This is a genomic window from Janthinobacterium sp. Mn2066 (assembly GCF_049319705.1).
Taxonomy (GTDB): domain Bacteria; phylum Pseudomonadota; class Gammaproteobacteria; order Burkholderiales; family Burkholderiaceae_D; genus Janthinobacterium.
In genome coordinates, this window is record NZ_JBMOUF010000007.1 from 262221 (window position 1) to 286974 (window position 24754).

The following is a 24754-nucleotide window of genomic DNA, read 5'->3' on the forward strand; positions in this document are numbered from 1 at the left end:
CGACAGGAGGGCGCCATGGCGCGACAAAAACGTGCGGATATGATCGCGGTCACGCGTAGCAAGCTGATCGCCGCTGGCCGCAAGGCTTTCGCCAGCAAGGGGTATGCCGATACGGCGATGGAGGATTTGACGGCCGACGTGGAGCTGACGCGCGGCGCGCTATACCACCACTTCGGCGGCAAGAAGGGTTTGTTTGAAGCCGTGATCGCCCAGATCGATGCAGAGTCGGCCGAGCGCCTGCGGGCCGTGGTGGCGCAGGCAGCGACACCGTGGGAAGGTTTCGTCGAGGAATGCGTTGCCTGGGTGGAATTGGCGCTGGAACCGGAGATCCAGCGCATCGTCCTGATGGATGGTCCTTCCGTCCTCGGCGATACGGCGCGCAGGGCCAGCCAGACGAGATGCCTGCTCAACACGATGCGCAGCATCCAGGACTTGATCGACAACAAGATCATCAAGCCGGTCGATGCGCAGGCCACGGCCTACCTGGTCAACGGCGCCGCGCTCAATGCCTCGCTGTGGATCGCCAGCGCAAGCGATCCGCGCGTGGCATCGATAGAAACGGTGGCCAGCTTCCGCGTTCTGCTCTCGGGGCTGCTACAGACGGCGTAAGCACATTGTTCAGCCATTCTTCAACCATTGATCAGGCCGGCGGCGATATTGATCGACAGGCCCAGCACCACCAGGTTGAAGAAAAAGCTCAGCACCGACTGGCCCAGCACGATCTGGCGCATCAGGCGCGTCTGCACGGTGACATCCGAGGTTTGCACGGCCACCGCGATGGTGAAGGAGAAATACAGGAAATCCCAGTAATCGGGATTTTTCTCTTCCTCGGGAAAACGCAGCGGACGCTGCTGCGGGCTGGCCTGGTAATACAAATGGGCGTAGTGGAAGCAAAACAGGGTGCCGACCAGGAACCAGGAACCGACCAGGGTCAGGATGGTCAGGCCGTAGTGCAGGGCGCGCATGTCGGGCGTCATGTCTTTCATGGCCGACAGTTGCGAGACGATCGCCGCCAGGCTCATCACCGAAGCCACCGACAGCGCCGACAAGACCATGGCCGCCCGTTCATCCTGGCGCGCGGCCACGGCCTTGACCTGGTGATGGCTGGCGCGCATCATCATCCAGGCCATGGTAATCAAATACAGCCACACGGCGACATTCCACGCCGTCAGCAAGCGCGTCATCTGGCGCCAGGAGTCGGGCAGCAGCAAGCCGGCCGCCACGCCGATGACGATGGCCAGACTCAAGTGAGGACGGCTGCGGATGAAGCCGTGCAAGGGGAAGGCGTTTTTCATGGCGCAGGCTGGCGTGGTGGTCGATACCGCATCTTATCCTGTCGTGCCTTGTGCCGCGGCTTCCTTGGCGTGGTGGGGAAACCGGTCCATGCGCGACAGCACGGGGAACAGCACGGCCCACAGGCCCGTCACGGCCAGGGTGGCGGCGCCGCCGAACAGCACGGCGCGCACCAGGCCGAACCAGCCAGCCGTCAGGCCCGACTCAAACTCCCCCAATTCATTCGAGGCGCCGATAAACACGGAATTGACGGCGCTGACACGGCCGCGGATTTCGTCGGGCGTCTCGAACTGCACCAGCAGGTGGCGGATATACACGCTGACCATGTCGCCGGCGCCCATCAGGAACAGCGCCACCAGGGCTACCGCGACATGGCTGGTGGCGCCCAGGGTCAAGGTGCCCAGGCCAAACACGGCCACGCCGCCAAACATCCAGGCGCCGACCCGGCGCGTGATCGGGAAAAAGGCCAGCGCGATCGAGCAGACGGCCGCGCCCACGCCGGGCGCCGTGCGCAGCAGGCCCAGGCCGCTGGGGCCCGTATGCAGCACATCGTGCGCCAGCGCCGGCAGCAGGGCGGTGGCGCCGCCGAACAGCACGGCAAACAGGTCCAGCGAAATGGCCCCCAGCACGATCGGTCTGGACCAGACGAAGCGCAAGCCTTCGAGCAGGGTATGCCAGCTGACCGGTTCGCGCCTGACCACCTGCGGCGCGGGCGTGGTGGCGCGCATCAGCAGCACCGATAACACCAGCAGCGTGGCGGCCACCAGGTACACCACCTTGGGGCCGAAGTAATACAGCAAGCCGCCCAGGATGGGGCCGAGGATGATGGCGACATGCGAGCTCGACGAGCTGAGCGCGACGGCGCGGCTGAAACTTTCGGTGGGCACCATATTGACCAGCACGGCTTGCGTGGCCGGCATCATGAAGGCGCGCGCGCTGCCGAACAGCACCAGCACGGCAAACACGGGCCAGACGGCGGCCATGCCGCTGACGGTGAACGCCAGCAGGGCCAGTGCGCAAGCGAGTTGCGCCGTCAGGCACCAGGCGATGATATTGCGGCGGTTATAGCGGTCGGCGGCGTGGCCGGCCGGCAAAATCAAGACCAGGAAGGGGGCGAACTGCGCCAGGCCGATCAAGCCCAGGTCGAACAGGCTGCCCGTCAGTTGATATACCTGCCAGCCGATGGCCACGCTTTGCATTTGCACGGCCAGGGTGCCCAGCACGCGGGCTGACAGGTAGAAGGAGAAATTACGGTGGCGCAGGACACTGAAGCCGTTGCCGGGCGAAACGAGGGACATGAACACTTTCCAGAGAGCAGCGGGGTATGGGAAGGCAGCGGGCGGCGCCCGCAGCGCCTTCCCGCTGCATGGAGGGTGTTACTTGGCCAGGTCGGCTTCGGTGGTAAACGCGTCCGCGTAAAACTCGTCCGCCGGCAGATTGCACAGCTTGACAAAATCGCGGTTGGCCGACTCCACCACGACGGGCGCGCCACAGGCGTACACCTGGTAGGCCGCCATGTCGGGCAGGTCGGCCATCACGGCCTGGTGCACGAAGCCCGTGCGGCCTTGCCAATGGTCTTCTTCCAGCGCGTTCGAGACTACCGGCACGTAGGTGAATTGCGGCAAGTCAGCCGCCCACTGGCGGCACAGCGCATCCATGTACAGGTCGTGCGGCCGGCGCGCGCCCCAGTACAAGGTGATTGGACGCGGCGATTTCTCGTTGATCATGTGCTCGACGATGGCTTTTAATGGCGCAAAGCCGGTGCCCGACGCCAGCAGCACCACCGGCTTGTCTGAGTCTTCGCGCAGGAAGAAGGTGCCCATCGGGCCTTCGAAACGCAGAATGTCGCGCTCTTTCATGCTGCCAAACACCTGGTCGGTGAACAGGCCGCCCGGCATGTGGCGGATATGCAGGCTGACCGGGCCGCCCTCGACGGGGGCGCTGGCCATGCTGTAGCTGCGGCGCTTGTTGTCGCGCAACATGATTTCGATATACTGTCCGGCGCGGTAGTTCAGGCGTTCGCTGGCCGGCAATTGCAGGGTCAGCACGACCACGTCGGGCGCGACTTTCTCGATCGTGGTGACGCGCGACGGCATTTTCTTGATGGGATAATCACTGCTGCCAGCCACTTCACGCGCTTGCACCACCAGGTCGCCCTGGGGCACGGCGCAGCACAGCAGGGAATAGCCTTGCGCCGCTTCTTCGTCCGTCAGCGAACGCGATTGATACGGCTTGTGCTGTACGCTGCCGGACACGACCTTGCCTTTGCAAGAGCTGCAAGCGCCGCTTTTGCAGCTATACGGCAAGCCCACGCCGGCGCGGATGGCGGCCGACAAGACGGTTTCGTCCGCTTCGCAACTGAATTGATGGCCGCTGGGCTCAACAGTAATTTGAAAAGTCATACTATCCTTGAGATGAAAAACATATTAATTCAATCATTGCACAAGCCGCTGGGCCTGCCGCGCCTGCTTATTCTTGGCTGCGGCGATGTCGGCATGCGGCTATTGCCCTTGCTGAGCACGCGTTTTCGCGTGTTTGCCGTCACCAGCCAGCCTGCGCGCTGTGCCGAACTGCGTGCGGCGGGCGCCGTGCCCATCGTGGCCAACCTCGATGACCGCGCCAGCCTGCGGCGGCTGGCCGGGCTGGCGCCGTGGGTCGTGCACCTGGCGCCGCCCCAGCCGGCGGGGCTGCTGGACCGGCGCACGCGTAATCTGGCCGCCATTTTACCTGAGCACGCCCGCCTGGTATATGTCAGCACCAGCGGCGTGTATGGCGATTGCGGCGGTGCGCAGGTGGCCGAGACGCGTCCGCCAGCGCCGCAAAATGCCCGCGCGCGGCGCCGTGTGGATGCCGAAACCGTCCTGCGCGCCTGGGGCGTGCGCCGCGCCGCCAGCCTGGCCATCCTGCGCGTGCCCGGTATTTATGCCGATGACCGTTTGCCATTAAAACGTTTGCGCGAGGGCACGCCGGCGCTGGTCCCGCAAGACGACGTGTACACCAATCACATCCATGCCGACGACCTGGCGCGCATCATCGAACGGGCCCTGTGGCGCGCCAGGCCGGGCCGCGTGTATCACGCCAGCGATGACAGCCAATTGAAGATGGCCGAGTATTTTGACCTGGTGGCCGATGCCTTCGGCTTGCCGCATCCGCCCCGTTTGCCGCGTGCCGCGTTGCAGCAAGTGGTCACGCCGATGTTGCTGTCGTTCATGTCCGAGTCGCGCCGCCTGGACAATACGCGCATCAAGCGCGAGCTGGGGCTGCGTTTGCGCTACCCGCGCGTGGCTGATGCGCTGGCGGTGTTGTCAGCCAGAAAACTCGCCATCAGTTAAAATGCGCGGTTATTTCCGCACTTTCTGCCGGCCGGGCGCATGCCGCGCCTGCCTGCCGCGCGCTACCAGTTATTATTGACCGAGGATTATCCATGACCACCCTGACTTACGAAGAATACCTGGACGAGGTCACCACCGTCCTCACGGAGCTGTATGACCTGGAAGACCAGGCAGCCATCAAGCTGGTGGTGTCGGCCCAGGATGCGGAGTTTTTTGTGCCGCACGACGATCACGCCGAGATGCGCACCGTGGAGCAGGCGAAGAAGGATGCCGTGACCTTGTACGAACGCAAGCAGAATCGCCAGCAAACGCAGGAAAAGCAGCAGCAGCGCGTGCGCCAGCAAAAGAAACCATGATGGTGTCCGGCAGTTGCCGGACTTTCTGCCTGCCTCACTGTTGATATTGCGCAAACGCGCCGCGACGGCGTGACGGTAATGTGAGCAAACAGGCGGGCAGGCGCCGCAAGATTGTTTGTATTACTGCTTGTAACTCAGTCTGCAACATTCCGTATAGTGGCCCGCAGGAGCATGCAATGTACTCCGTAACTCATCCCAGCAAGGAGCAGGTACGGGCCTATATGCGGTGGCGGAAAGGGGCGCGCCAGGCGCCTCCCGCGCCCTATGAAATAAGGCGCCAACTGGCTTGCAGCCTGGTTGACGTATCGCCGGCCATCCTGGCCGTGCAGGGCTGGCAGCTCTCCGCCGACATGGCCCGGCTGGGCACCCTGATGGCCATCGCATGGCTGATGGATAGCGGAGTTGCTCACCGAAAAAATTGATAGCCTGCAGCAAATTTTTCCATTTTGAGTTATCCTCTAGCACATTAAAAGTGCGTCAAATCTATTCAATTATCACAAATTTGCTTTAAGTTAAGCAAAAATCAACAATAACGTGTATTATATGGTCTGCAAACCAAAAACCGCATAAGTAATGGCGTTTTTTAGTATCTTCCCCAAGATTTATTGCAAAGCAGCCCTGTAATCATTTTTTATTTGCAGTAATACAACAAGTTCGGATTTTTGATCATGTCTCTCAAACAAATTACCTCTTTGCCTACCTATAACCCAAATCGCGTTCTTGACGCCATCATCGACAAGCTGCAGCTGAAAAATGATGCCGCCCTGTCGCGCGCGCTGGAAGTGGCGCCACCCGTGATCAGCAAGATTCGTCACAACACCTTGCCGATCGGCGCCACGATTCTGATCCGCATGCACGAAATCAGCGATTTCAGCATCCGTGAACTGCGCGAACTGATGGCTGCCTGATTGAAGGTTGCGTAGTTGACGTTGCTTTAATGTGCTGCCTTACGTGGTAGACAGACGGCAACGTGAGAGGTGCCGCCTGGTTTTATCCGGCTTGCCGCGTGCGGCAGCCCACACGCTATCCATGCCGGCTCATCGCGAGTCCGCTTAATAGCCTGTCCTGTCAGGACGACGTCTCCTGGCTGGCGGCAATGGATGGCCGGTCGACATAAAAACTGCCGACCTGCGCCTCAGCCAATGAAGATTTGACCACCGCTGCAGCGAGCGAACCCGGTGCGCTGGAGAATGCCGTCCGCGCCGCGCCCGAGTAGGCGGTCTGTGCCGGCGTCGCCATGCCGGAATATGCGGTCTGGATCGCCATGCCTGAATACGCCGTCTTGACGGCTGCACCCGAATATGCTGCCTTCACGGCCGCGCCCGAGTAAGCCGGCGCGATGGCCATGCCCGAATACGCCGTTTGCACGGCCCTGCCCGAATACGCCGTTTCCGTGCGTTCGTAGGCTTCCCCGAATGTCTGTTCATACAACTGCTTCATGCGCTCGCCGACGCGGTGATGCGCTGCTTCGTCGTCTGCGCCGCGCAGGCCGATGTAGGGGAAGTGATGCAGGAAATAGCCGAAGACCTGTTCGCAGTCGGCTGCGTATTTCAGCGTGTCAAGAATATGGTAGTGCCAGAAGGTGTCCACATCCATCAGCGGCGCCGTTTCTTCCTGCGGGAATTGCTTCATCAGGATCAGGAAGCGGCGGTACTCGAACTCCACGGCATTCGCCTTTTCCAGGCTCCAGCCTTCGCCCGATTCCCGGTGCATCAGCTTGACCTTGATCGCATCCAAATTCAATTCTGCAATTGCCTTGAAACTGTCGTTCGTATCCATGAATATCCTTGTATAAAAAGAAATGTGACTGGAATGACTGTACAGCTGAGGTGAAAAAGGCGGTTCTGGTGGGGCAACTCCTGTCAGGGTGGAAAGATTGTTCTGCGTCAATATTGCATTGAATTAGAAAATAAGCAAGCATTGCATGATGCTAGTGTCAGGCAATGATGTCCGAGGCGTCCTGCCGGGAATAGGCCGAGGCGTCTGCCCCCAGCGGCACGCTGACATGCACGCGCATGCCGGCGCCGGGGCTGCTTTCGATGTAAAACGTGCCGCCCAGCAGGCTGATACGTTCTTCGATGCCCACCAGGCCAAACGAGCCCTGCTTGTTGCGGCCATCGACGGCCGCGCCCACGCCGTTGTCGCTGACCGTCATCGACATCGTATCGTGGCATTTCTTCAGCGCCACCTGGACCCGGCTGGCTTGGGCGTGCTGGGAAATATTGCTCAGCGACTCTTGCAGGATGCGAAACAGGGCGGTCGCGCACTGGTCGCTGAGCGAGATATCGTCGTGGCTTTCGATGACTTCGCAGGCGATGCCTGTGCGCAGGCGAAACTGGTCCACCTGCCATTCGACGGCCGCGTTCACGCCCAGGTCGAGCACGGTGGGGCGCAAGTCGTTGATGATCTGGCGCACGCTCTTGATGGTGGCGTCGATCTGGCCCAGGGTGGCGCGGGCGCGTGCATTCAGGCGGGGGTGATGTTGCGCCGTGCGCGAGGCGAGCATGTCGGCATCGATGCGCAGCACCAGCAGGTTTTGTCCCAGGTCATCGTGGATTTCACGCGCGATGCGCTTGCGTTCCTCTTCCTTGATCTGGTCGGCGTGGGCCGCCAGCCGGCGCAATTTTTGATTCGACAATTGCAGGCGCAGCTGGCTGGCGCGCAATTCCTGCGTCATGCCGGTGGCCATCTGGATGGCCCGCCGGCGCGACGATGACAAGGTATGGAATAGCGTGTAGAGCAACATGCTGCCAGAAAAGCCCGCCAGCAGGGCCAGCCAGGGCAGGTAGGCGTCGAAGCTGGTGTACAGGTCGCTCTTGCGCACGCTGAACAGGGCTTGCCATACGCGGCCGTTGTAATCGATCAGCATGGTGCTGCTCAGGTATTTGCCGGACTGGCCCGGCTGCCACCAGGGGGCATGCAAGCCTGCCGCCGTACTGTCGTAGAGCGGGCGCATCTGGTGCGGCACATCGAGCGGCTGCCGGGTTTGCGCGCCGACGTCGAACAAGGTCAGGCGCACATTGCGCACCGCCATGTCGTTGAGCACGCTGCCGACCATCAGCGCCAGGTCGAAACCGATGCCGACCGACCCTTCATAGGCGGCGCGGCGCTGCTGTACCGTCGCGAGCGGCATGCCGTTGCGGTAGATGGGCAGGCGCAGGGCCATGCCTGTCAGTTGTGGGCGGTTCGGCATGGGCACGGGCATGCCGGAATTGCTCATCTGGCCAGAATCGCGCGACTGCGCCAGCACATCGCTGACAGGGGGGCGCACGGCAATGTCATAACCGTATTTTTCCGGGGCGCTGGAGATCGGTTCGATATACGTCAGCACGGAATAGTGCGCGCGTGACCCCGGTGGTTCGATGGAAAAAGCAGGATAGCCATCGCGTCCGGCCGGATAGTCGCGCCGCATCGCCGCTTCGAACGCCGGGCGCTGTGCGTCGCTGATTTCCCGCGTGTAATTGAGGTTCATGACGCCAGGGAAATTGCGCTGCAAATCCATGCTCGCCACGTAGCGGTGGAAGTCTTCGCGGCTGACATGGTCGCTGGCCTGGAACAGGCTGGCCGCGCCGCGCAGCAAATCGCTATACGATTTGACCTTGGCATCGATATCCTGCCGTGTATTGCGCGTCAGGTTCTTGAACAGTTCGTTGGCGTCGTTTTCGATCGATAGCGAAGCGCCCATGTAGAACAGCATCCCAACCAGCATGGACATGACACCGCCGAGCACCCAGAGTGGTCTTTTTTCTGGCATGGGCTGTTTCTCGCCGGTTGTAGCAGACATTGCCATCCGCATCAAAAAGAGGAATCGGGTGCTGCCTGCCGGAGTACTCCCGCCGGCTTGCACAAGCGCTATCGAAATTGCAAATTACGCAATAGGTGCTTACTATACAAAACTAGTCACATTGTAGTCAATAGGCAAGATTCTCACGAAAAAAACTTGTTGCTGAAATGAAAAAGCCCCCGCATCGCCAGGCAATCCGGGGGCTTTTTCACTGCAGGACAGCGCTTATTTTGCTGGCTGCCAGCTGTCTTTCAGGGTCACGATGCGGTTGAACACGGGTTTGCCTGGCTGGCTGTCCACGCGGTCGGCCGCGAAGTAGCCATGGCGTTCAAACTGGAAACGCTGTTCCGGCAAGGCCAGTTCCGCGCCCGGTTCCAGCCAGGCCTGCACCACGTCCTTGGCCAGTGGATTGAGCAATTGCTTGAAGTCCTTGCCGCCCGCATCGGGTTGCGGATCGGTGAACAGGCGGTCGTACAGGCGTACCTCGGCGGCAATCGCCGTCGGCGCGCTGACCCAGTGCATATTGCCCTTGACCTTGTAATTGGCGCTGCCTTCGGTGCCCGATTTGCTGTCCGGGAAGTAGTTGCAATGCACGGCGATGACCTTGCCGTCCGCATCTTTCTCGAAGCCCGTGCACTCGATCACATAACCGTAGCGCAGGCGCACGCGGCTGCCCGGCTTGTCGTCGATCGGCGGATACAGGCGGAAATAACCCTTGTTCGGCACTTCCATGAAGTCGTCTTCCTCGATCCACAGCTCGCGTGAAATCGGGAAAGTGCGCAGGCCGCGTTCCGGGAAGTGCGGGTGCACGGGCGCCGTGCATGCCACGCTTTCGCCCTCGGGGAAGTTGTCGATGATTAACTTCAAAGGACGCAGCACGGCCACCGTGCGCGGCGCTTTCGGGTCCAGGTCTTCACGCAGGCAGCCTTCGAGCACGCTGTAGTCGATCCAGCCGTCGGACTTGGTCACGCCTGTGCGTTCGCACATCAGCTGGATCGCTTCCGGCGTGTAGCCGCGGCGGCGCATGCCCACCAGGGTCGGCATGCGCGGGTCGTCCCAGCCGTCGACGATTTTTTCTTCCACCAGCTGGCGCAGCTTGCGCTTGCTGGTGACGATGTAGGTCAGGTTCAGGCGCGAGAATTCGAACTGGTGCGGCACCGGTTTCTGGAAGAAGCCGCCTGCCGACAGGGTTTCCAGCAGCCAATCGTAGAAGGGGCGGTGATCCTGGAATTCCAGGGTGCAGACCGAATGGGTGATGTTTTCCAGCGCATCCGAAATCGGGTGCGTGTAGTCATACATCGGGTAGATGCACCAGGCGTCGCCCGTGCGGTGATGGTGTGCATGGCGGATGCGGTAGATGGCCGGGTCGCGCAAGTTCATGTTGGGCGAGCTCATCGCGTCTTCGCTGACTTTGGCGCGCAGGATGTGTTCGCCATCCTTGAACTGGCCCGCCTTCATGGCGCGGAACAGGGCCAGCGATTCTTCGCGCGGACGGTCGCGGAAGGCCGAATTCTTGCCGGCCTGGCCGAAATTGCCGCGGTTGGCGGCCATCTCTTCGGCGCTCTGGCTGTCGACATAGGCGTAGCCGGCCGTGATCAGGTATTCGGCCATCGCATACAGCTGGTCGAAATAATCGCTGGCGTAGTGCAAATTGCTGACGCCGCCGGCCGCTTCCCAGTCAAAGCCCAGCCATTTCACGCTGTCCTTGATGGTGTCGACGTATTCCTGTTCTTCCTTGGCCGGATTGGTGTCGTCGAAGCGCAGGTTGCACTGGCCGGCGTAATCGCGCGCCAGGCCGAAATTGACGCAGATCGACTTGGCGTGGCCTACGTGCAGATAACCGTTTGGTTCTGGCGGAAAACGCGTGATCACCTGGGGCAGGCCGGGACGCACATGGGTGCCGGCGGCCAGGTCGGCTTCGATGATGTTACGCAAAAAATTGGGTGCCAGCGCCGGTGCGGCGGCAGCGCTACTATGTTTATCGTTGCTCATTGATCAATGCGGAAGAGTGACAGTAAAGAGCATTTTACCGTACCGCAAGCGTCTTTCTGCTGCCAATTTGTCTTCAATTTGTCCGCATTACGCGCATGCCAGCGACTTCGCGGCCGTTCTATAGGATAATTCGCCTTTATATCAGCAGAAAATCATCACCCCGGAGCCTCCCATGGAAAATTTATACAACGTCCTCGGTGTCGCCCCCAATGCCAGCGATGATGAAATCAAGAAAGTCTATCGTTCGCTGGCGATGCGTTTTCACCCCGACCGCAACCAGGCTCCCGGCGCCGAAGCGCGCTTCAAGAGCGTGACCAAGGCCTATGAAATCCTGGCCGACCCGGTCAAGCGCGCCGAATATGATCAAAGCGTCAACCATCGCATCATCATCGATGCGGATGCGGAAGCCTATGCCCTGTGGTGCGGCGTGTTCCGTTTACACGGCACTGCACTGCCGGCAGATTAAGTTCTTTTAGCTGCCACTACCGCAGCCCGACATGATTTAAAAAAACAACAATGGCGACTTCAACAAGGCGCCGCGTATCACATTGGAAAGCACAACATGAGAAGAGTACACCCTGAATTCGCGTACCAGTCGCGCGAGCTGGAAGGCCAGATCGAAGGCATCCTGGGCGATCCGCCGAACCGCAAGAACTACAAGAGCATGGTCGACGCGCTGGTGGGCGAATACGCCAGCGGCGGCGGCATCGAAGACGTGAACATGCTGGCTTTTGCGCTGGTCGACCACATCAGCTTCAGCGATCCGAAAGGCTTGCTGGCCGAAAGCGAAGATTACGAGTTCGGCGACCCGGCCCGCGTGTTTGCCATGGCGTCCTGCGCCGATCCGGAAGCGGCCAAGATGTATGCCGCCATCGAAGACAGCTTCCCCGACCTGGCGCGCCAGGCCATCATCACGGCTTTCCTGCACAAGCATCCGCGCCTGTGGGACGACGATGACCAGTCGCTGGACCAGCTGGCTGCCAATGACGATGGCGACGATGAGCACGACGAAGACCAGGCGACCGACGATTTCGCCAATATGTTTGACCAGGATGGAGATGACCATGGCCGATAATGATGATAAAAAAAGCAACCTTCCCGCGCTGACGAAACAAGTCACGGAACTGGTGTTGTCCGGTTCGCTGGGCCACGCCGAGCAGGCGTTTGCCGATGCGGCCGATCAATATGGCGACCTGGCCGTGGTGGAGGTGTTGAGCTCGATTCCGCCGCAAGTGACGGCCTTGCACCTGGCCGGTTTCGACGGCGGCAAGATGTCCTTGGCCACCTTGCTGGTGCCGCCCAAGGCCTGGGCCGACAGCCTGGCCTTCATCGCCGCCACCTGGAGCGACGACCAGATCGAGGATGACCCGGAACGCATCGCCGAAGCGCTGTTCGCCCACATCCACGGCGTGGTGTTTTCCACCGACGACGCCGAGCGCCGCCGCGAATTGCTGCTCGAAGCCTCGGCCACCGACTGGGGCGCGACGGCGTTTGCCATCCTGTTCTCGATGGCGCCAAAAGAAATCCTGGAAGTGGCGGGCGAAATCGTCATCAAGGGACCGTATGTGACGGGCGTGACTTCGTCCGACAACGATATCGTGCCGCTGGCAATCGAACTGGCGCAAGCCAATGAAGATGGCTGGGACCGCTCGCTGTTCGAACTGTTCCCTGACTTCCGCCACAGCGCCGACCTGGCCGACGCCGAGTATTCGGACGACCCGGATGAAGAGCCGACGATGTTGCAGCGTAGCACCAAGGAATTGCTGTACCGCCTGCGCAAGCAAGTGCCGAGCACGCGCAGCGCGCCGCGCGCCAGCGCCCGCCGCAGCCTGGGCACCGGTATCTTCTCTTGATGAAAGCAGGGAACCGCTAATGCTGCCAGCAATTGTTGTAGAGAATCTTCCGCGCCTGATCCGCGCCATCAAACTGTTGCCGACGGACCCGCGTCCCGACGCTGCGCTGAACCTGGCCGACGAATTGACGGGCATCACGGCCATGGTGGCCGAGAAGTTCACCAATGAACGCACGGCCGACGGCATCCAGAAAGCCTTGTACCTGACGGTGGGCGGCGTTTCGCTGGGCCTGGAACACGCCTTGCATCACGAAGGCGACCAGGCTGCGCTGGACTTTTTGGTCGAGCATGGCGCCGAGCATGCCTTCCAGGTGGGCTTTCGCCTGATCAAGGAATTGTCGCAACTGCCCGAAGATGCGCTGGTGGGCGAGTATGACCAGGACCCCGTCTACATGGCGCGGCGCCTGCGCGAGCTGTTCATCGATATTTGCCAGGCCGACCCGAACCAGAACTGGGCCGGCTATGAAAAATATGCCTTGCAGTTGCAGCAGCGCAAGGAAGTGCAAGCCGTGGTGCGCCTGGCCAGCTGGCTGCGCCGCCACCATGACAACGGTCCCGTCAGCGACAGCGACCTGAATGCCGAGGGCGTGATTGCGCTGGCCATCATCTTCGCCATCGAAGGGGGAGGGCGCATCATTGCACGCACGGGCCAGAAAGAGTTCGAGCGTTTCGTGCGGTCCGTGCGCAAGAACAAGCCCGACTTCGAAGAAGGCTGGGCCGCGCTGCTGGCCAAGGTGCCCGCACAGCACCACCCGGTGCTGCAGGACCGCATCGCCTCGTACCGCCGCAGCTGTACCGTGGTGCAGAAAATCCGCACGCGGGCCAGCATGAAAAGCCTGTTCGAAGACCTGGAAAACTATGCCGGCTCGGAGCTGGACGCGGATTATTCTTAACTGATTGGGGCAGTCCCTTCGGGCCTGTCCCCAACACTTTCCATATTCACTTGCCTTCTTTCGCCGCTGCTTCGGCCAGCTGCACGAAGGCCGTCACCAGCGGCGAAGTTTCATCGTCCCGTAAAGCCAGGAACAGGCTGGTGGTGGCCTGCGGGTCGGCAATCGGGCGGTAGCAGACGCCATCCATGCGGATGCGGTCGAACGAAGCGGGCAGTACGGAAATGCCGCAGCCGGCCGCCACCAGGCCGATGATGGTCGATGCTTCGCCCGCCTCCTGGGTGATGCGGGGAATGAAGCCTGCCGCCCGGCACAGGCGGAAAATCCGCAGATAAATCCCCGTCCCCGCATTCTTTGGATACATGACGAACGCTTCGCCGGCCAGGTCGGCCACGGCCACTTCCTGCTGGGCTGCCAGCGGGTGGTTGACGGGCAGCACCAGCAAGAGCGGGTCTTGCCGCAGCTCCGTGAGTTTGATGGCGTCAGGAAAGGTGGTTTCGGGCGTGCGCACGAAACCCAGGTCCAGCGAGCGGGCGGCGATCGCTTCGAGCTGGTGCAGGGTGGCGATCTCATGCAGGGTCAGGCTGACATGCGGGAACTGCTGGCGATAGCGGTTGATGACGGTGGCGAAATAGGGCGTGAAGGGGGTGGAAAAGGTAAAGCCGATGCGTAACTCTCCCGCTTCGCCCCGCTGGGCGCGCTGCGCCGTGATGGCGGCCTGTTCCGACAGGGCCAGGATGCGGCGCGCATCGTCGAGAAACAGACGGCCCGCTTCCGTCAGCCGTACCGAACGTTTATTTCGCTCCAGCAATTGCGCCCCCAGTTCCGCTTCCAGCGCCTGGATTTGCTGGCTCAGCGGCGGCTGGCCGATATGCAGGCGCTCGGCCGCACGCGTGAAATGCAGCTCTTCGGCGACGGCGACGAAGTAGCGCAGGTGGCGTAATTCCATATCCAGTAATCTTTTTTAAATATGAGTTGGGCCTTAAATATATATTGGACGATATGAGTTGACAATCTTATGATGAAAATTCGCTCCTACCGAACACGTCCATGTCTGATTTATCGCTCGCCCTTGCCGCACCTTCTATACCTGCTGCTCCTGCCATCGCCAAGGGCACGCCCGAATTCACGCGCACCAACCGCGCCCTGTTCTTTGGCGGCTTTTCCACCTTCAGCTTGCTGTATTGCATACAGCCGCTGTTTCCCCTGCTGTCGCACCAGTTTCACCTGAGCCCGGCGCAAAGCAGCTGGTCCTTGTCGGTCTCGAGCGGCTTGCTGGCCATCTCGCTGGTGCTCTTGAGCGCCGTGTCGGACCGCATCGGCCGTAAATCGCTGATGGTGTTTTCCATGGTCAGCGCCGCCGTGCTGACGGTATTGTCTGCGTTTGCCCAGGATTTTGCACAATTGCTGGCCATCCGCGCCGTGCTCGGCATTGCGCTGGGCGGCATGCCGGCCGTGGCCATGGCCTATCTGGGCGAGGAAATCGATCCGCCGTCGCTGGGGCTGTCGATGGGCTTGTATATTGCCGGCAGCGCCTTTGGCGGCATGTCGGGACGCCTGATCGCCGCCGTGCTCAGCGATTTCCTGTCGTGGCGCTGGGCGCTGGGCGTGCTGGGCGTGGCCGGCATGCTGGCGGCGGCTGAATTCTGGCGCAGCTTGCCCGCGTCGAAAAACTTTACAGCCAGTACCAAAGGCTGGCATGCCTTGCCGCACGCGGTACGCCAGCATTTTTCCGATGCCGGCCTGCCATGGCTGTTTTGCCTGTCCTTCCTGCTGATGGGCTGTTTTGTCAGCCTGTATAACTATATCGGTTACCGCCTGCTGGCCGCGCCATTTGGCTTGCGTCAAAGCACCATCGGCTTGCTGGCCTTCTTGTATCTGATCGGCATTTTCAGTTCCGTCTGGGCGGGCCGCCTGGTGGACCGGCTGGGACGGCGCGGCGTGCTGTGGATCATGCTGTCGATCATGTTGGCGGGCATCTTGCTGACCCTGTTCAATTCGCTGTTCATGATCGTGGCCGGCATGGCGCTTGCCACCTTCGGTTTCTTTGCCACCCACTCGATTGCCAGCAGCTGGGTCAGCCGCCGCGCCCGCGCGCCGCAAGCGCTGGCCTCGGCCTTTTACCTGCTGTTCTATTACCTCGGTTCCAGCCTGCTCGGCTCTGCCTCGGGCATGATGTGGGGTTTCGATGGCTGGACCGGCGTGGTCATCATGTTGGGTTTATGCCTGGGGGGCGGCCTGCTGATTGCCTTGCGGCTGCGCCATTTGCAGCCCTTGGGGGCAAGCGTGGCGGCGGCATGATGCCGATCTGGTAGATGCTCATGCCCTGTGCCGTGTCGGTACCGATCGGGTGACAAGGCCGTAAGCGCCGGGGAACCTCCAGTGGACTTGCCTGTCCAACAGCAGACAACCCGTAACACAAGGAGGCTTCCCATGATGCAGGCAAGCGAAGTGGCACGGCGCTTTGGCGTCATCGAGCAAGCGATAGGCCAGGCGGCAAAAATGTGCGGCAGCGCACAAGCCATGCCGATGGACTTGAAGGATTGCATGGACCAGCTGGAGCAGCAAAAGAGTGCAGTGCGCCGTGCCATCGATACGCATGACGATGCGCGCATCCGCCAGGCCGTCGACCAACTGGAATCGCTGGGCGACCGGGCCAGGCAGGCGTGCGGCATGGCCACCCAGCTGACACCGGAAATGAAACAGGCGGTGCTGAAGGTGCATGATGAACTATCGGACCTGAAGCATCAGCTGCACTGATTTCACATCTGCCTGAATAAGTGTGCATAGAGCGGGCTGACCCGCAGTTGCGCCGGATGCTGGCGCAGGGTCAGCGACAGCTTGCCGGCATCGTCGCGCACGGCGCTGGCGATGGCGCTGGCGTTGACGATGGTGCCGCGGTGGATTTGCCAGAATTGCTGCGGGTCCAGTTGCGGCAAGAGTTCCTTCAGGCTGGTGCGTATCAGCGCTTCGCTCTCCTGGCATACCACGTTGATGTATTTGTCCAGCGCTTCGAAATACACCACGTCCGCCATGGGGATCATGCGCACGCTGTTGCCCACGGCCGCCCGTATCATCTGCAGGCGCGGGGCGGGCGGCGTCATCGCCTGCAGCTGCGCCAGCAAACGGGCCAGGTTGTCGTCTGCTGGCGGGGCTGCCTGCGTGTCGGCCTTGTTTGCATGCAGGCGCTGGCGCAGGCGTTCCACCGTCTTGCCCAGGCGGACATCGTTGACAGGCTTCAAGACGTAGTCGGCGGCCGCGTGCTCGAAGGCGTTCAAGGCATATTCGTCATAGGCGGTGACAAACACGATGTGGGGAAACGGGCGCGTCTGCGGCCATTGCTCGGCCATTTCCTCGGCCGCTTCCAGTCCCGTCTTGCCGGGCATCTTGATGTCTAGAAAGAGGATGTCCGGTAACAGGGCCAGGCCTTGCTGCAGCGCTTCCACGCCATTGGCGCAGGTGGCGACGATTTCCAGTTCCGGCCACAGCCGCCGCAAGGCGTGAGTGAGGGCGGCAGCCAGTATCGGTTCGTCTTCGGCGATCAGTGCGCGGATGGGGGAAGTAGCTTCGTTCATGGCTGGATGCTCGTAGTGGTGTGCAGGGGAAGGATCAGGCAGGCGATGGCGCCGCCCTGTGGCTGGGCGTTTAAAGACAGGCTGGCCGCGTCGCCATGCATCACGTGCAGCCGTTCGCGGATATTCGATACACCGAGCTGGGTGCCCTTGGTCTGGCCCGGATGATCGAGGCCCAGGCCATCGTCACGCACCGTCAGGCTCAGTTGTGCACCATCGCTGCTGGCCTCGACCGTGATATGGCCGCCTTCGATTTTCGGTTCCAGGCCGTGCTGGATGGCGTTTTCCACCAGTGGCTGCAGCAGCATGGGCGGTACTGTTACCTCGCGCAAATGATCAGGCAATTGCAGGGTATAGCCGAGGCGCGCACCCATGCGGATGGACATCAGGCCCAGGTAAGCGTCCATCAGCGTAAATTCCTGGCCCAGGGTGGTGGTGTCGGTGCGTGAAGAACTGAGGGTGGCGCGCAAGTATTGAATCAGTTGCTCGAGCAGCAACTGCGCCTTGTCCGTGTCAAAACTGATCAAACCTTGCAGATTGGCCAGGGTATTGAACAGCATATGCGGTTCAATCTGCGCCTGCAGCAGTTGCAGCTGGGTTTGCATGGCCTGGCGCGCCACCGATTCGGCGCGGGCCTTTTCCTCGGCCGCCGCCGCTTCCAGGCGGGCAATTTTTTCACGGTTGGCAAAAAACAGCACGGCGCCACCACCGCCAATCAGGGTAAAGGTCAGGGTGCTGATGATTCTGGTGGGTAGCAGGCTGGCGATGCTATCGACCGGCACGCCAGTCAGCCAGCTGAACAGTTTCAATCCGGCTACTTGCCCCAGCGGCGCGACGACCAGCATCAGGCCGATCAGATACCAGAGCTTGTGCTTGCGCTGCTGGTTCAACAAGGTCAGGCGCAGTCCGTTAAACACAATATAGATGATGCTGCCGATACACATCGAGGCGATAAAGTTCAGTGTGATGTCGCTGCCCGGATCGAGCCCGTAAGTGATCACGATGGTAAAGATGATGCTGATCACCAGCGCATAACGGGCGCCATACAGCATTTGATACCAGCGGTTTTTTTTCTTGTGGGTGACAGGCGGGGCGGAATGCATGGTGCAACCTTTAATTGACGATATGGCTATCCTCGGCCGTCCTGTGTGTCTGGTCAAGCCCGTTGCGACGAAACGGGCTGTGCACGGCGCGAATCGTGGTGGCATGGCGGCATGGCTGCGAGCTGGACTTTACTTTTCCCTGCGCCGGCGCGATAGTCTGGTTTTCGACACATACCGACTGGTGGACTCCCATGTGGCCTTATCCACGCATCCTGGCACACCGCGGCGGCGGCACGCTGGCCCCTGAAAACACGCTGGCCGCCTTGCGCTGCGGCCTGGCCTATGGCTACCGCGCCGTGGAATTCGACGTCATGCTGGCGCGCGATGGTCTACCGGTGGTGGTGCACGACCCGCAACTGGGCCGCACCGTGGCTGGCACTGGAAACATCAACGATTACACGGCGGCGCAATTGGGCAAGATGGAGGCGGGCGCCTGGTTCGGCCCCGATTTTGCTGGCGAGGGAGTGCCTGCCTTCGAAGCCGTCGTGGACTATTGCAAGGCGCAGGGCATCTGGATGAATATCGAGATCAAGCCGGCGCCTGGTTTTGAGGAACAGACGGGAGCAGTGGTGGCGCGCGCCACGCGCGATTATTTTGCGGCCGAGATTGCCGCCGGAGCACTCTTGCCCTTGCTATCGTCGTTCAGTATCGAAGCCCTGCAAGCGGCCCGCCAGGCCGCGCCCGCGCTGGCGCGCGGCTGGCTGGTGGAAGAGATTCCCGCTGGCTGGGCGCAGCAGGCGAAGGAGCTGGGCGTGGTGGCCCTGCATTGCAACCACAAGCAACTGACGCCTGCGCTGGCGCAGGCGGTCAAGCAGGAAGGATTGGGCTTGTTTTGCTACACCGTCAACACGCCCGAGCGGGCCAGCGAGTTGCTGGCCTGGGGCGTGGATGGGTTTTGTACGGACAGGATAGATTTGATTGCCGCGCAATAGTGGGGTCTGACCCGGCGGGTCAGACCCCAAACAGCATATTAAAACGTCAGACGCAGCCCCACCGTCAAGTTACGTCCCGTCAACGGCGCTGCGTTCTTGATGAACGAGGTGTTGCTGAACGCCAGCTGGTTTGTCAGGTTGTTGGCCTTGATGTAGAACTGGGCCGGCGTGGTGCCGATGCGGGTGTCGTAGTTGGCGCTCAGGTTCAGCATATTGTAGCCCGGTGTTTCCGTCTCAAAAGCCGCCACCTTGTCTTGCTTGTTGACACGGTAGAACTCGGCGACACCGCTCCACGCTTGCCAGTTGGCATCGAATCGCACACCGAAACGCTGTGCCGGAATGCGCGGCAGATTGCCGCCGCCATCGGCCAGTCTGGCGCGCACGCTGTCGCCGAACAGGCTGGCGCCAAACATCAGGTTGAGCTGCTGGCGGATTTGCCCTTCGAAGCCCGTGAACGTGGCGTCGCGCTGCGTGTACTGGATCAGCTGGAAACCTTCATGGCTATCCAGGGTGGAGCCGAAGATGTAGTTGTCGATCTTGTTGCGGTAGGCGCTGGCCGAGAAGGTGGTGGCGCCTGCGTATTTGCGCAAGGTCAAGTCGATATTGTTCGACGTTTCCTTGTTCAAATCCTGGTTGCCCAATTCATAGGTGGCCGTGGCCATGTGCACGCCGTGTGCATACAGTTCTTCGGCGCTGGGCAAGCGATGGGTGCGCGACAGGGTGGAACCCAAGGAATACTGTGGCGCGAATTTCCAGACCGCGCCCAGCGAGACCGAAGTGCCCTTGGCGCTGCGGTCTTGCAGGGTGGCGCTGTCGACGGCGATGTCTTGCCATTCGTGACGCAAGCCCGCTTCGAAACGCCATTGATCGAGCTTGTATTCCTCGATCAGAAAGGCCGCGTGTTTTTTCGTTACGGTGGGCGCCACATACGCCTCTTCGCCGAGGGCGGAGAAATCGCGCTTCGACGTCTGCAAGCCGACCACGCCGCGCCAGCCGAATACGGGATGGTGTTCCATTTCCAGCCGCGCATCGTGCGCCTTGTTCTTGAAGGTGGTCGCCACTTCCGTGCCTTCGATTTCATCGTGCTGGTAATCGGTGAAGGACGCGCGCAGGCGCAGCTTGGCAAAGCCGGGCACGGGATCGCGCAATTCGCCGCGCACATCCCAGCGCTGGCTTTTCAGCTTGACGTAGGGCACGTCGCCGCTTTCGTGATCGTGGTCGTGTTCTTCTTCATCGCCATGATTGTGACCTTCGTGGCCGCCGCAATGCAGGTGCGTGCCGTGCGGATGGCAGCTTTCAAATTCGTGGTTGTGGCCAGGCAAGCCATATTCGGCGTGCTGGCTGGTGAAGGCCAGGCCCAGGAAACCCCGTTCGCCCACCCACGACACGCCGACGCTGCCTGTATCCGTGCGGTTATAGCTGCCAGGCACGGTGGAGCCGCCATCCCAGCCGCTGCCCACTTTGTATTCGCTGGCGTTGCGCTTGACGCCTTCTGCGTGCACGGCGATATTGCCCGAGCCGCCCGTCACTTCAAACGCGCCCGCCTTTTCACGCGCGGCCGAATTGACGCGCACTTCCGCGCTGCCTTCGTATCCCTTGGCCGGCACGCGGGTAGGAATTTTCTTGTCGATCACATTGACCACACCGCCGACGGCGCCGCCGCCATAGGCCAGCGCGGACGGGCCGCGCAGCACTTCAATCTGTTCCGACAGCATCGGTTCGGCCGCCACCGCATGGTCGGGGCTGATGGTGGACGCGTCTTGCACTTCGGCGCCATCGGACAGGATTTTGACGCGCGGGCCATCCATGCCGCGGATGATGGGGCGGCTGGCGCCGGCGCCGAAATGGCTGGACGTGATGCCGGGCTGGCCGGCCAGGGTTTCACCCAAGGTTGCTTCGCGTGCACGTACCAGTTCTTCGCCTTCGAGTACAGTCACCGGGGTGCTCATCTCGTCGCTGCCCAGGGCCAGGGCGCTGGCCGAGACGGTGACGGCGGGCAGGGCAGGGGCTTGTTGTGCCCATACGCTGGCGGGAGCGGCAAAGGCAAGCGTCAGGGCCAGGGTCAGCGGGGTCGGTCGGTGCAGGTGCTTGGTAACGGTCATGGGGCTGGAATTCCTTTGTTTATAACAGTGTTTTCATTGAGTGACAGGCGCTTCGGAAAATATCAGCTGCGCCATAAAATGATAATGATAACGCATTATCATTATTGGGTGGCGAATTTTGCATGCAGTAAAGATAAACAGTCGCCGACATGGTGCTGAAGTGGAGAGGGTGGATGGTGTATTCTGTGGGCTATGGAACGCACAACACGTCAAAAAACCGCTATACAAGCCGCCATCGAGTCGGCCCAGCGCCCCTTGTCGGCGCAAGAGATACTCGAACAGGCCAGTCTGCAAGTGACGCAACTGGGCATCGCCACCGTCTACCGCAACCTGAAGTCGCTGGTGCTGGAAGACAAGGTGCAGGTCGTAACCTTGCCCGGTGAAAACCCGCGTTATGAATCGAACGCGGTGGCCAATCACCACCATCACCATTTCCAGTGCACCCAGTGTCAGCGCGTGTTCGATGTGCATGATTGTCCTGGCGACTTGAAACGGATGGCGCCGCAAGGTTTTGTGGTCGAGCACCACGAGCTGACCTTGTATGGCCGCTGTGCCGATTGCAATACCGGCGCCAGTGCCGTGCTTGCCAAGCCGCACGATTGCAGCCACGCCGACCCGGCCTGAGGGGCCGTATCCAGCGTCTACTCAGCCTTTACCCTTGCTTGTCCCTTAATTCCGGGCCCCCATATCACGTATAATCACCCCTTTAAAGCTGCCGCCACTTTTTGCCAATAAAACATGAAATCATCTGAAATCCGCGACAAGTTCCTCAAATTTTTCGAGTCCAAGGGCCATTCCATCGTCCGCTCCAGCTCCCTGGTGCCAGGCAATGATCCGACCTTGCTGTTGACGAACAGCGGCATGGTGCAATTCAAGGACGTGTTTACGGGCACCGACAGCCGTCCGTACACGCGCGCCACCTCCGTGCAGCGCTGCGTGCGCGCCGGCGGCAAGCATAACGACCTGGAAAACGTCGGCTACACGGCGCGCCACCACACCTTCTTCGAAATGCTGGGCAACTTCAGCTTTGGCGACTATTTCAAGCGCGATGCGATTCATTACGCCTGGGAACTGCTGACCAAGGTGTATGGCTTGCCGGTCGATAAGCTGACCGTCACCGTGTATATCGAAGATGACGAAGCGTATGACATCTGGGCGAAAGAAATCGGCGTACCAACCGAACGCATCATCCGCATCGGCGACAACAAGGGCTCGCGCTACGCTTCGGATAATTTCTGGCAAATGGCGGACACGGGCCCATGCGGTCCGTGCACGGAAATCTTCTACGATCACGGCGCCGACATTCCAGGCGGCCCACCGGGCTCGCCAGACGAAGACGGCGACCGTTTCATTGAAATCTGGAACCTGGTGTTCATGCAGTTCAACCGCGACGAAGCGGGCGTGATGCACAAGCTGCCGAAGCCTTGCGTCGATACCGGCATGGGCATGGAACGCCTGGCGGCCGTGCTGCAGCACGTGCACAGCAACTATGAAATCGACCTGTTCCAGCACTTGATCAAGGCTGCTGCGCGCGAAACCGGCGCCACCGACCTGGAAAACAAGTCGCTGCGCGTGATCGCCGACCATATCCGTTCGGCCGCCTTCATGATCGTCGACGGCGTCATTCCGGGCAGCGAAGGCCGCGCTTATGTCTTGCGCCGCATCATCCGCCGCGCCTTGCGTCATGGCCACAAACTGGGCCAGACCAAGCCATTCTTCTACAAGCTGGTGGCCGACCTGGCCATCGAGATGGGCGGCGCTTACCCTGAGCTGGAAGAAGCCAAGCACAATGTGGCGCAAATGCTGAAGGCCGAGGAAGAGCGTTTCGGCGAAACCCTGGAAACCGGCATGAAAGTGCTGGAAGCGCAGCTGGCCAGGGATGGTTCGGGCATCGATGGCGCTACCGCGTTTACCCTGTACGAAACCTATGGCTTCCCGCCAGACCTGACGGCCGATATCTGCCGCGAACGCGACATCACGTTCGACCAGGCGGGCTATGACGCAGCCTTGAAAGAAAGCCAGGAACTGTCGCGCAAGGGCGGCAAGACGCATAAAGACAGCAAGGTCGAGTACGCAGGCGAGAAAAACAAATTCGTCGGCTACGACCAGCTGAGCTTCAATAGCAAAGTGGTGGCCCTGTACGCCGCCGGTACTGCCGTGCAGGAACTCAAGGCAGGCGAAGCCGGCATCGTGGTGCTCGACACCACCCCGTTCTACGCGGAATCGGGCGGCCAGGTGGGCGACCAGGGTCTGATCTCGTCCGGTGCGGGCGTGTTTACCGTCAGCGACACCCTGAAAATCCAGGCCGACGTGTTTGGCCATCATGGCGTGCTGGCTTCGGGCAGCCTGAAAGTGGGCGATGCAGTGGCTGCTGAAGTGGACCAGGCCAAGCGCGGCCGCACCATCCGCAACCACTCGGCCACGCACTTGATGCACAAGGCCCTGCGCGAAGTGCTGGGTAGCCACGTGGCGCAAAAAGGCTCGCTGGTCGACCCGGATAAAACCCGTTTCGACTTCAGCCACCATGCGCCGATGACGGTCGATCAGATCGCTGCCGTGGAAACCATCGTCAACAAAGAGATCCTGGAAAACCACGCCACGCACGCGCAGCACATGTCGTTTGACGATGCCGTCAAGCATGGCGCGATGGCTTTGTTCGGCGAGAAATACGGCGATGAAGTGCGCGTACTCGACATCGGCAGCTCGAAAGAGTTGTGCGGCGGTGTGCACGTGCAGCGCACGGGCGATATCGGTTTCTTCAAGATCATCGCCGAGAGCGGTGTGGCCGCCGGTATCCGCCGCGTGGAGGCGGTGACGGGCGAGGGCGCGCTGGCGCTGGTGCAAACCATCAACCGCCGCCTGCTCGACGCCGCCAGCGCGCTGAAAACGCCGCCGGAAGAGCTGACGGCCCGCATCGGCCAGGTGCAAGACCACGTCAAGGCGCTGGAGAAAGAACTGGCTGCGCTGAAATCGAAACTGGCGTCCGGCCAGGGCGATGAGCTGGTCACGCAAGCCGTGGATGTGAATGGCATCAAGGTGCTGGCCGCCACCCTGGACGGCGCCGATGTGGCCCGTTTGCGCGAAACCATGGACAAGCTGAAGGACAAGCTGAAAACGGCCGCCATCGTGCTGGCCAGCGTCAATGACGGCAAGGTCAGCCTGATCGCCGGCGTGACGGCAGACGCGACTGCCAAGGTCAAGGCAGGCGAACTGGTGAACTTCGTTGCACAACAAGTGGGCGGAAAAGGCGGCGGACGCCCTGATATGGCGCAAGCTGGTGGCACTGATCCGAGCGGTTTGTCAACTGCCCTGGCGGGTGTCCCAGCCTGGGTCGGCGAACGCGCAAAATAAGGCGATATACGTCGAAAGCCAGCAGGCATGCGGGTTCGTATGCTCGCTAGCCTGCCAGAAGGGCCCGCAAACCAGGTTTGCGGGCCCTTATTTTATTTGTCCTCTCGTTGTGACCCCACAACAGCTGTTGAACTATTTTGGTGCAGCGCGTCATGGGCCGCTAATTGGAGTACTATGTCGAAAATCAGTACAACA

At 61.0% G+C, this 24754-nt stretch carries 24 protein-coding genes; 14 read left to right on the forward strand and 10 right to left on the reverse strand.

The window, feature by feature from the left end; genetic code table 11:
* Positions 1 to 15 precede the first annotated feature (15 nt).
* Positions 16 to 609 carry a TetR/AcrR family transcriptional regulator gene (locus tag ACL9RI_RS15605; RefSeq protein WP_422727432.1) on the forward strand — a complete coding sequence of 198 codons (594 nt, stop codon included), beginning with the start codon at positions 16 to 18 and terminating at the stop codon, positions 607 to 609.
* A 20-nt stretch (positions 610 to 629) separates the two neighbouring features.
* Here ACL9RI_RS15605 and ACL9RI_RS15610 read toward each other — a convergent pair whose 3' ends face one another.
* The 3 genes from ACL9RI_RS15610 to ACL9RI_RS15620 all read right to left on the reverse strand — a co-directional run bounded on the left by ACL9RI_RS15610 (position 630) and on the right by ACL9RI_RS15620 (position 3695).
* Entirely contained in the window at positions 630 to 1295 is a 666-nt protein-coding gene (locus tag ACL9RI_RS15610) for a DUF1345 domain-containing protein (RefSeq protein WP_422727433.1), read from the reverse strand.
* 33 nt (positions 1296 to 1328) lie between these two features.
* Positions 1329 to 2591, reverse strand: coding sequence for an MFS transporter (locus ACL9RI_RS15615; protein WP_422727434.1), 1263 nt, complete (start codon positions 2589 to 2591; stop codon positions 1329 to 1331).
* Between the two features lie 78 nt (positions 2592 to 2669).
* Positions 2670 to 3695, reverse strand: a complete 1026-nt coding sequence (locus ACL9RI_RS15620) for a CDP-6-deoxy-delta-3,4-glucoseen reductase (protein ID WP_422727435.1) — start codon at positions 3693 to 3695, stop codon at positions 2670 to 2672.
* A 12-nt stretch (positions 3696 to 3707) separates the two neighbouring features.
* Between ACL9RI_RS15620 and ACL9RI_RS15625 the strand changes: the two genes are divergently transcribed.
* The 4 genes from ACL9RI_RS15625 to ACL9RI_RS15640 all read left to right on the forward strand — a co-directional run bounded on the left by ACL9RI_RS15625 (position 3708) and on the right by ACL9RI_RS15640 (position 5889).
* Complete coding sequence (locus ACL9RI_RS15625) at positions 3708 to 4625, forward strand: SDR family oxidoreductase (protein ID WP_422727436.1); 918 nt, start codon at positions 3708 to 3710, stop codon at positions 4623 to 4625.
* Positions 4626 to 4717: 92 nt separating this feature from the next.
* Positions 4718 to 4981 carry a hypothetical protein gene (locus tag ACL9RI_RS15630; protein WP_422727437.1) on the forward strand — a complete coding sequence of 88 codons (264 nt, stop codon included), beginning with the start codon at positions 4718 to 4720 and terminating at the stop codon, positions 4979 to 4981.
* A gap of 176 nt (positions 4982 to 5157) precedes the next feature.
* On the forward strand, positions 5158 to 5403 hold the full coding sequence (locus ACL9RI_RS15635) for a hypothetical protein (protein ID WP_422727438.1): 246 nt from the start codon (positions 5158 to 5160) through the stop codon (positions 5401 to 5403).
* Between the two features lie 246 nt (positions 5404 to 5649).
* A complete protein-coding gene (locus ACL9RI_RS15640; RefSeq protein ID WP_029496207.1) occupies positions 5650 to 5889 on the forward strand; it encodes a hypothetical protein in 240 nt (79 codons plus the stop codon).
* 160 nt (positions 5890 to 6049) lie between these two features.
* Here ACL9RI_RS15640 and ACL9RI_RS15645 read toward each other — a convergent pair whose 3' ends face one another.
* From ACL9RI_RS15645 to ACL9RI_RS15655, 3 genes are all read right to left on the reverse strand, one after another.
* Positions 6050 to 6760 (reverse strand): glycine-rich domain-containing protein, encoded by a 711-nt coding sequence (locus ACL9RI_RS15645; protein ID WP_422727439.1) that lies wholly within the window; start codon positions 6758 to 6760, stop codon positions 6050 to 6052.
* A gap of 157 nt (positions 6761 to 6917) precedes the next feature.
* Positions 6918 to 8696 (reverse strand): CHASE domain-containing protein, encoded by a 1779-nt coding sequence (locus tag ACL9RI_RS15650; protein WP_422727440.1) that lies wholly within the window; start codon positions 8694 to 8696, stop codon positions 6918 to 6920.
* 294 nt (positions 8697 to 8990) lie between these two features.
* The gene (locus ACL9RI_RS15655) at positions 8991 to 10757 is read right to left on the reverse strand and encodes a glutamine--tRNA ligase/YqeY domain fusion protein (RefSeq protein WP_422727441.1); all 1767 of its coding nucleotides are present in this window, start codon (positions 10755 to 10757) and stop codon (positions 8991 to 8993) included.
* 172 nt (positions 10758 to 10929) lie between these two features.
* On the opposite strand from ACL9RI_RS15655, the gene ACL9RI_RS15660 reads away from it, so the two are divergent.
* The 4 genes from ACL9RI_RS15660 to ACL9RI_RS15675 all read left to right on the forward strand — a co-directional run bounded on the left by ACL9RI_RS15660 (position 10930) and on the right by ACL9RI_RS15675 (position 13502).
* The gene (locus tag ACL9RI_RS15660) at positions 10930 to 11223 is read left to right on the forward strand and encodes a DnaJ domain-containing protein (RefSeq protein WP_422727442.1); all 294 of its coding nucleotides are present in this window, start codon (positions 10930 to 10932) and stop codon (positions 11221 to 11223) included.
* A gap of 96 nt (positions 11224 to 11319) precedes the next feature.
* Entirely contained in the window at positions 11320 to 11832 is a 513-nt protein-coding gene (locus tag ACL9RI_RS15665; RefSeq protein WP_422727443.1) for a hypothetical protein, read from the forward strand.
* A complete protein-coding gene (locus ACL9RI_RS15670; RefSeq protein WP_300751956.1) occupies positions 11822 to 12610 on the forward strand; it encodes a hypothetical protein in 789 nt (262 codons plus the stop codon). Before ACL9RI_RS15665 ends, ACL9RI_RS15670 begins: the two co-directional genes overlap by 11 nt.
* Positions 12611 to 12629: 19 nt before the next feature.
* Positions 12630 to 13502, forward strand: a complete 873-nt coding sequence (locus ACL9RI_RS15675; RefSeq protein WP_422727444.1) for a hypothetical protein — start codon at positions 12630 to 12632, stop codon at positions 13500 to 13502.
* Between the two features lie 46 nt (positions 13503 to 13548).
* On the opposite strand, the gene ACL9RI_RS15680 is transcribed toward ACL9RI_RS15675, so the two are convergent.
* Positions 13549 to 14448 (reverse strand): LysR family transcriptional regulator, encoded by a 900-nt coding sequence (locus tag ACL9RI_RS15680; protein WP_422727445.1) that lies wholly within the window; start codon positions 14446 to 14448, stop codon positions 13549 to 13551.
* Between the two features lie 101 nt (positions 14449 to 14549).
* On the opposite strand from ACL9RI_RS15680, the gene ACL9RI_RS15685 reads away from it, so the two are divergent.
* Together ACL9RI_RS15685 and ACL9RI_RS15690 are read left to right on the forward strand one after the other, a co-directional pair.
* Positions 14550 to 15800: an MFS transporter gene (locus tag ACL9RI_RS15685; protein WP_422727446.1), complete on the forward strand. Its 1251-nt coding sequence runs from the start codon at positions 14550 to 14552 to the stop codon at positions 15798 to 15800.
* Positions 15801 to 15932: 132 nt separating this feature from the next.
* Positions 15933 to 16259, forward strand: a complete 327-nt coding sequence (locus ACL9RI_RS15690; protein ID WP_422727447.1) for a hypothetical protein — start codon at positions 15933 to 15935, stop codon at positions 16257 to 16259.
* 2 nt (positions 16260 to 16261) lie between these two features.
* On the opposite strand, the gene ACL9RI_RS15695 is transcribed toward ACL9RI_RS15690, so the two are convergent.
* Both ACL9RI_RS15695 and ACL9RI_RS15700 read right to left on the reverse strand, forming a co-directional pair.
* Positions 16262 to 17074, reverse strand: a complete 813-nt coding sequence (locus tag ACL9RI_RS15695; protein ID WP_422727448.1) for a LytR/AlgR family response regulator transcription factor — start codon at positions 17072 to 17074, stop codon at positions 16262 to 16264.
* Complete coding sequence (locus ACL9RI_RS15700) at positions 17071 to 18174, reverse strand: sensor histidine kinase (RefSeq protein ID WP_422727449.1); 1104 nt, start codon at positions 18172 to 18174, stop codon at positions 17071 to 17073. The genes ACL9RI_RS15695 and ACL9RI_RS15700 overlap by 4 nt, the downstream gene beginning before the upstream one ends.
* A gap of 191 nt (positions 18175 to 18365) precedes the next feature.
* Here ACL9RI_RS15700 and ugpQ point away from each other — a divergent pair, with 191 nt between their 5' ends.
* Positions 18366 to 19106, forward strand: coding sequence for a glycerophosphodiester phosphodiesterase (ugpQ, locus tag ACL9RI_RS15705; protein ID WP_422727450.1), 741 nt, complete (start codon positions 18366 to 18368; stop codon positions 19104 to 19106).
* 38 nt (positions 19107 to 19144) lie between these two features.
* On the opposite strand, the gene ACL9RI_RS15710 is transcribed toward ugpQ, so the two are convergent.
* Positions 19145 to 21208, reverse strand: a complete 2064-nt coding sequence (locus ACL9RI_RS15710) for a TonB-dependent receptor domain-containing protein (RefSeq protein ID WP_422727451.1) — start codon at positions 21206 to 21208, stop codon at positions 19145 to 19147.
* Between the two features lie 192 nt (positions 21209 to 21400).
* Here ACL9RI_RS15710 and ACL9RI_RS15715 point away from each other — a divergent pair, with 192 nt between their 5' ends.
* The gene (locus tag ACL9RI_RS15715; protein WP_422727452.1) at positions 21401 to 21832 is read left to right on the forward strand and encodes a Fur family transcriptional regulator; all 432 of its coding nucleotides are present in this window, start codon (positions 21401 to 21403) and stop codon (positions 21830 to 21832) included.
* Between the two features lie 114 nt (positions 21833 to 21946).
* Entirely contained in the window at positions 21947 to 24559 is a 2613-nt protein-coding gene (gene alaS / locus ACL9RI_RS15720) for an alanine--tRNA ligase (protein WP_422727453.1), read from the forward strand.
* The last annotated feature ends 195 nt before the right edge of the window (positions 24560 to 24754 follow it).

Coding starts and splice junctions, on each gene's coding strand:
- ACL9RI_RS15605 (WP_422727432.1), top strand. CDS start 16: ATGGCGCGACAAAAACGTGCGGATATGATCGCGGTCACGCGTAGCAAG.
- ACL9RI_RS15610 (WP_422727433.1), bottom strand. CDS start 1,295: ATGAAAAACGCCTTCCCCTTGCACGGCTTCATCCGCAGCCGTCCTCAC.
- ACL9RI_RS15615 (WP_422727434.1), bottom strand. CDS start 2,591: ATGTCCCTCGTTTCGCCCGGCAACGGCTTCAGTGTCCTGCGCCACCGT.
- ACL9RI_RS15620 (WP_422727435.1), bottom strand. CDS start 3,695: ATGACTTTTCAAATTACTGTTGAGCCCAGCGGCCATCAATTCAGTTGC.
- ACL9RI_RS15625 (WP_422727436.1), top strand. CDS start 3,708: ATGAAAAACATATTAATTCAATCATTGCACAAGCCGCTGGGCCTGCCG.
- ACL9RI_RS15630 (WP_422727437.1), top strand. CDS start 4,718: ATGACCACCCTGACTTACGAAGAATACCTGGACGAGGTCACCACCGTC.
- ACL9RI_RS15635 (WP_422727438.1), top strand. CDS start 5,158: ATGTACTCCGTAACTCATCCCAGCAAGGAGCAGGTACGGGCCTATATG.
- ACL9RI_RS15640 (WP_029496207.1), top strand. CDS start 5,650: ATGTCTCTCAAACAAATTACCTCTTTGCCTACCTATAACCCAAATCGC.
- ACL9RI_RS15645 (WP_422727439.1), bottom strand. CDS start 6,760: ATGGATACGAACGACAGTTTCAAGGCAATTGCAGAATTGAATTTGGAT.
- ACL9RI_RS15650 (WP_422727440.1), bottom strand. CDS start 8,696: ATGTCCATGCTGGTTGGGATGCTGTTCTACATGGGCGCTTCGCTATCG.
- ACL9RI_RS15655 (WP_422727441.1), bottom strand. CDS start 10,757: ATGAGCAACGATAAACATAGTAGCGCTGCCGCCGCACCGGCGCTGGCA.
- ACL9RI_RS15660 (WP_422727442.1), top strand. CDS start 10,930: ATGGAAAATTTATACAACGTCCTCGGTGTCGCCCCCAATGCCAGCGAT.
- ACL9RI_RS15665 (WP_422727443.1), top strand. CDS start 11,320: ATGAGAAGAGTACACCCTGAATTCGCGTACCAGTCGCGCGAGCTGGAA.
- ACL9RI_RS15670 (WP_300751956.1), top strand. CDS start 11,822: ATGGCCGATAATGATGATAAAAAAAGCAACCTTCCCGCGCTGACGAAA.
- ACL9RI_RS15675 (WP_422727444.1), top strand. CDS start 12,630: ATGCTGCCAGCAATTGTTGTAGAGAATCTTCCGCGCCTGATCCGCGCC.
- ACL9RI_RS15680 (WP_422727445.1), bottom strand. CDS start 14,448: ATGGAATTACGCCACCTGCGCTACTTCGTCGCCGTCGCCGAAGAGCTG.
- ACL9RI_RS15685 (WP_422727446.1), top strand. CDS start 14,550: ATGTCTGATTTATCGCTCGCCCTTGCCGCACCTTCTATACCTGCTGCT.
- ACL9RI_RS15690 (WP_422727447.1), top strand. CDS start 15,933: ATGATGCAGGCAAGCGAAGTGGCACGGCGCTTTGGCGTCATCGAGCAA.
- ACL9RI_RS15695 (WP_422727448.1), bottom strand. CDS start 17,074: ATGAACGAAGCTACTTCCCCCATCCGCGCACTGATCGCCGAAGACGAA.
- ACL9RI_RS15700 (WP_422727449.1), bottom strand. CDS start 18,174: ATGCATTCCGCCCCGCCTGTCACCCACAAGAAAAAAAACCGCTGGTAT.
- ugpQ (WP_422727450.1), top strand. CDS start 18,366: ATGTGGCCTTATCCACGCATCCTGGCACACCGCGGCGGCGGCACGCTG.
- ACL9RI_RS15710 (WP_422727451.1), bottom strand. CDS start 21,208: ATGACCGTTACCAAGCACCTGCACCGACCGACCCCGCTGACCCTGGCC.
- ACL9RI_RS15715 (WP_422727452.1), top strand. CDS start 21,401: ATGGAACGCACAACACGTCAAAAAACCGCTATACAAGCCGCCATCGAG.
- alaS (WP_422727453.1), top strand. CDS start 21,947: ATGAAATCATCTGAAATCCGCGACAAGTTCCTCAAATTTTTCGAGTCC.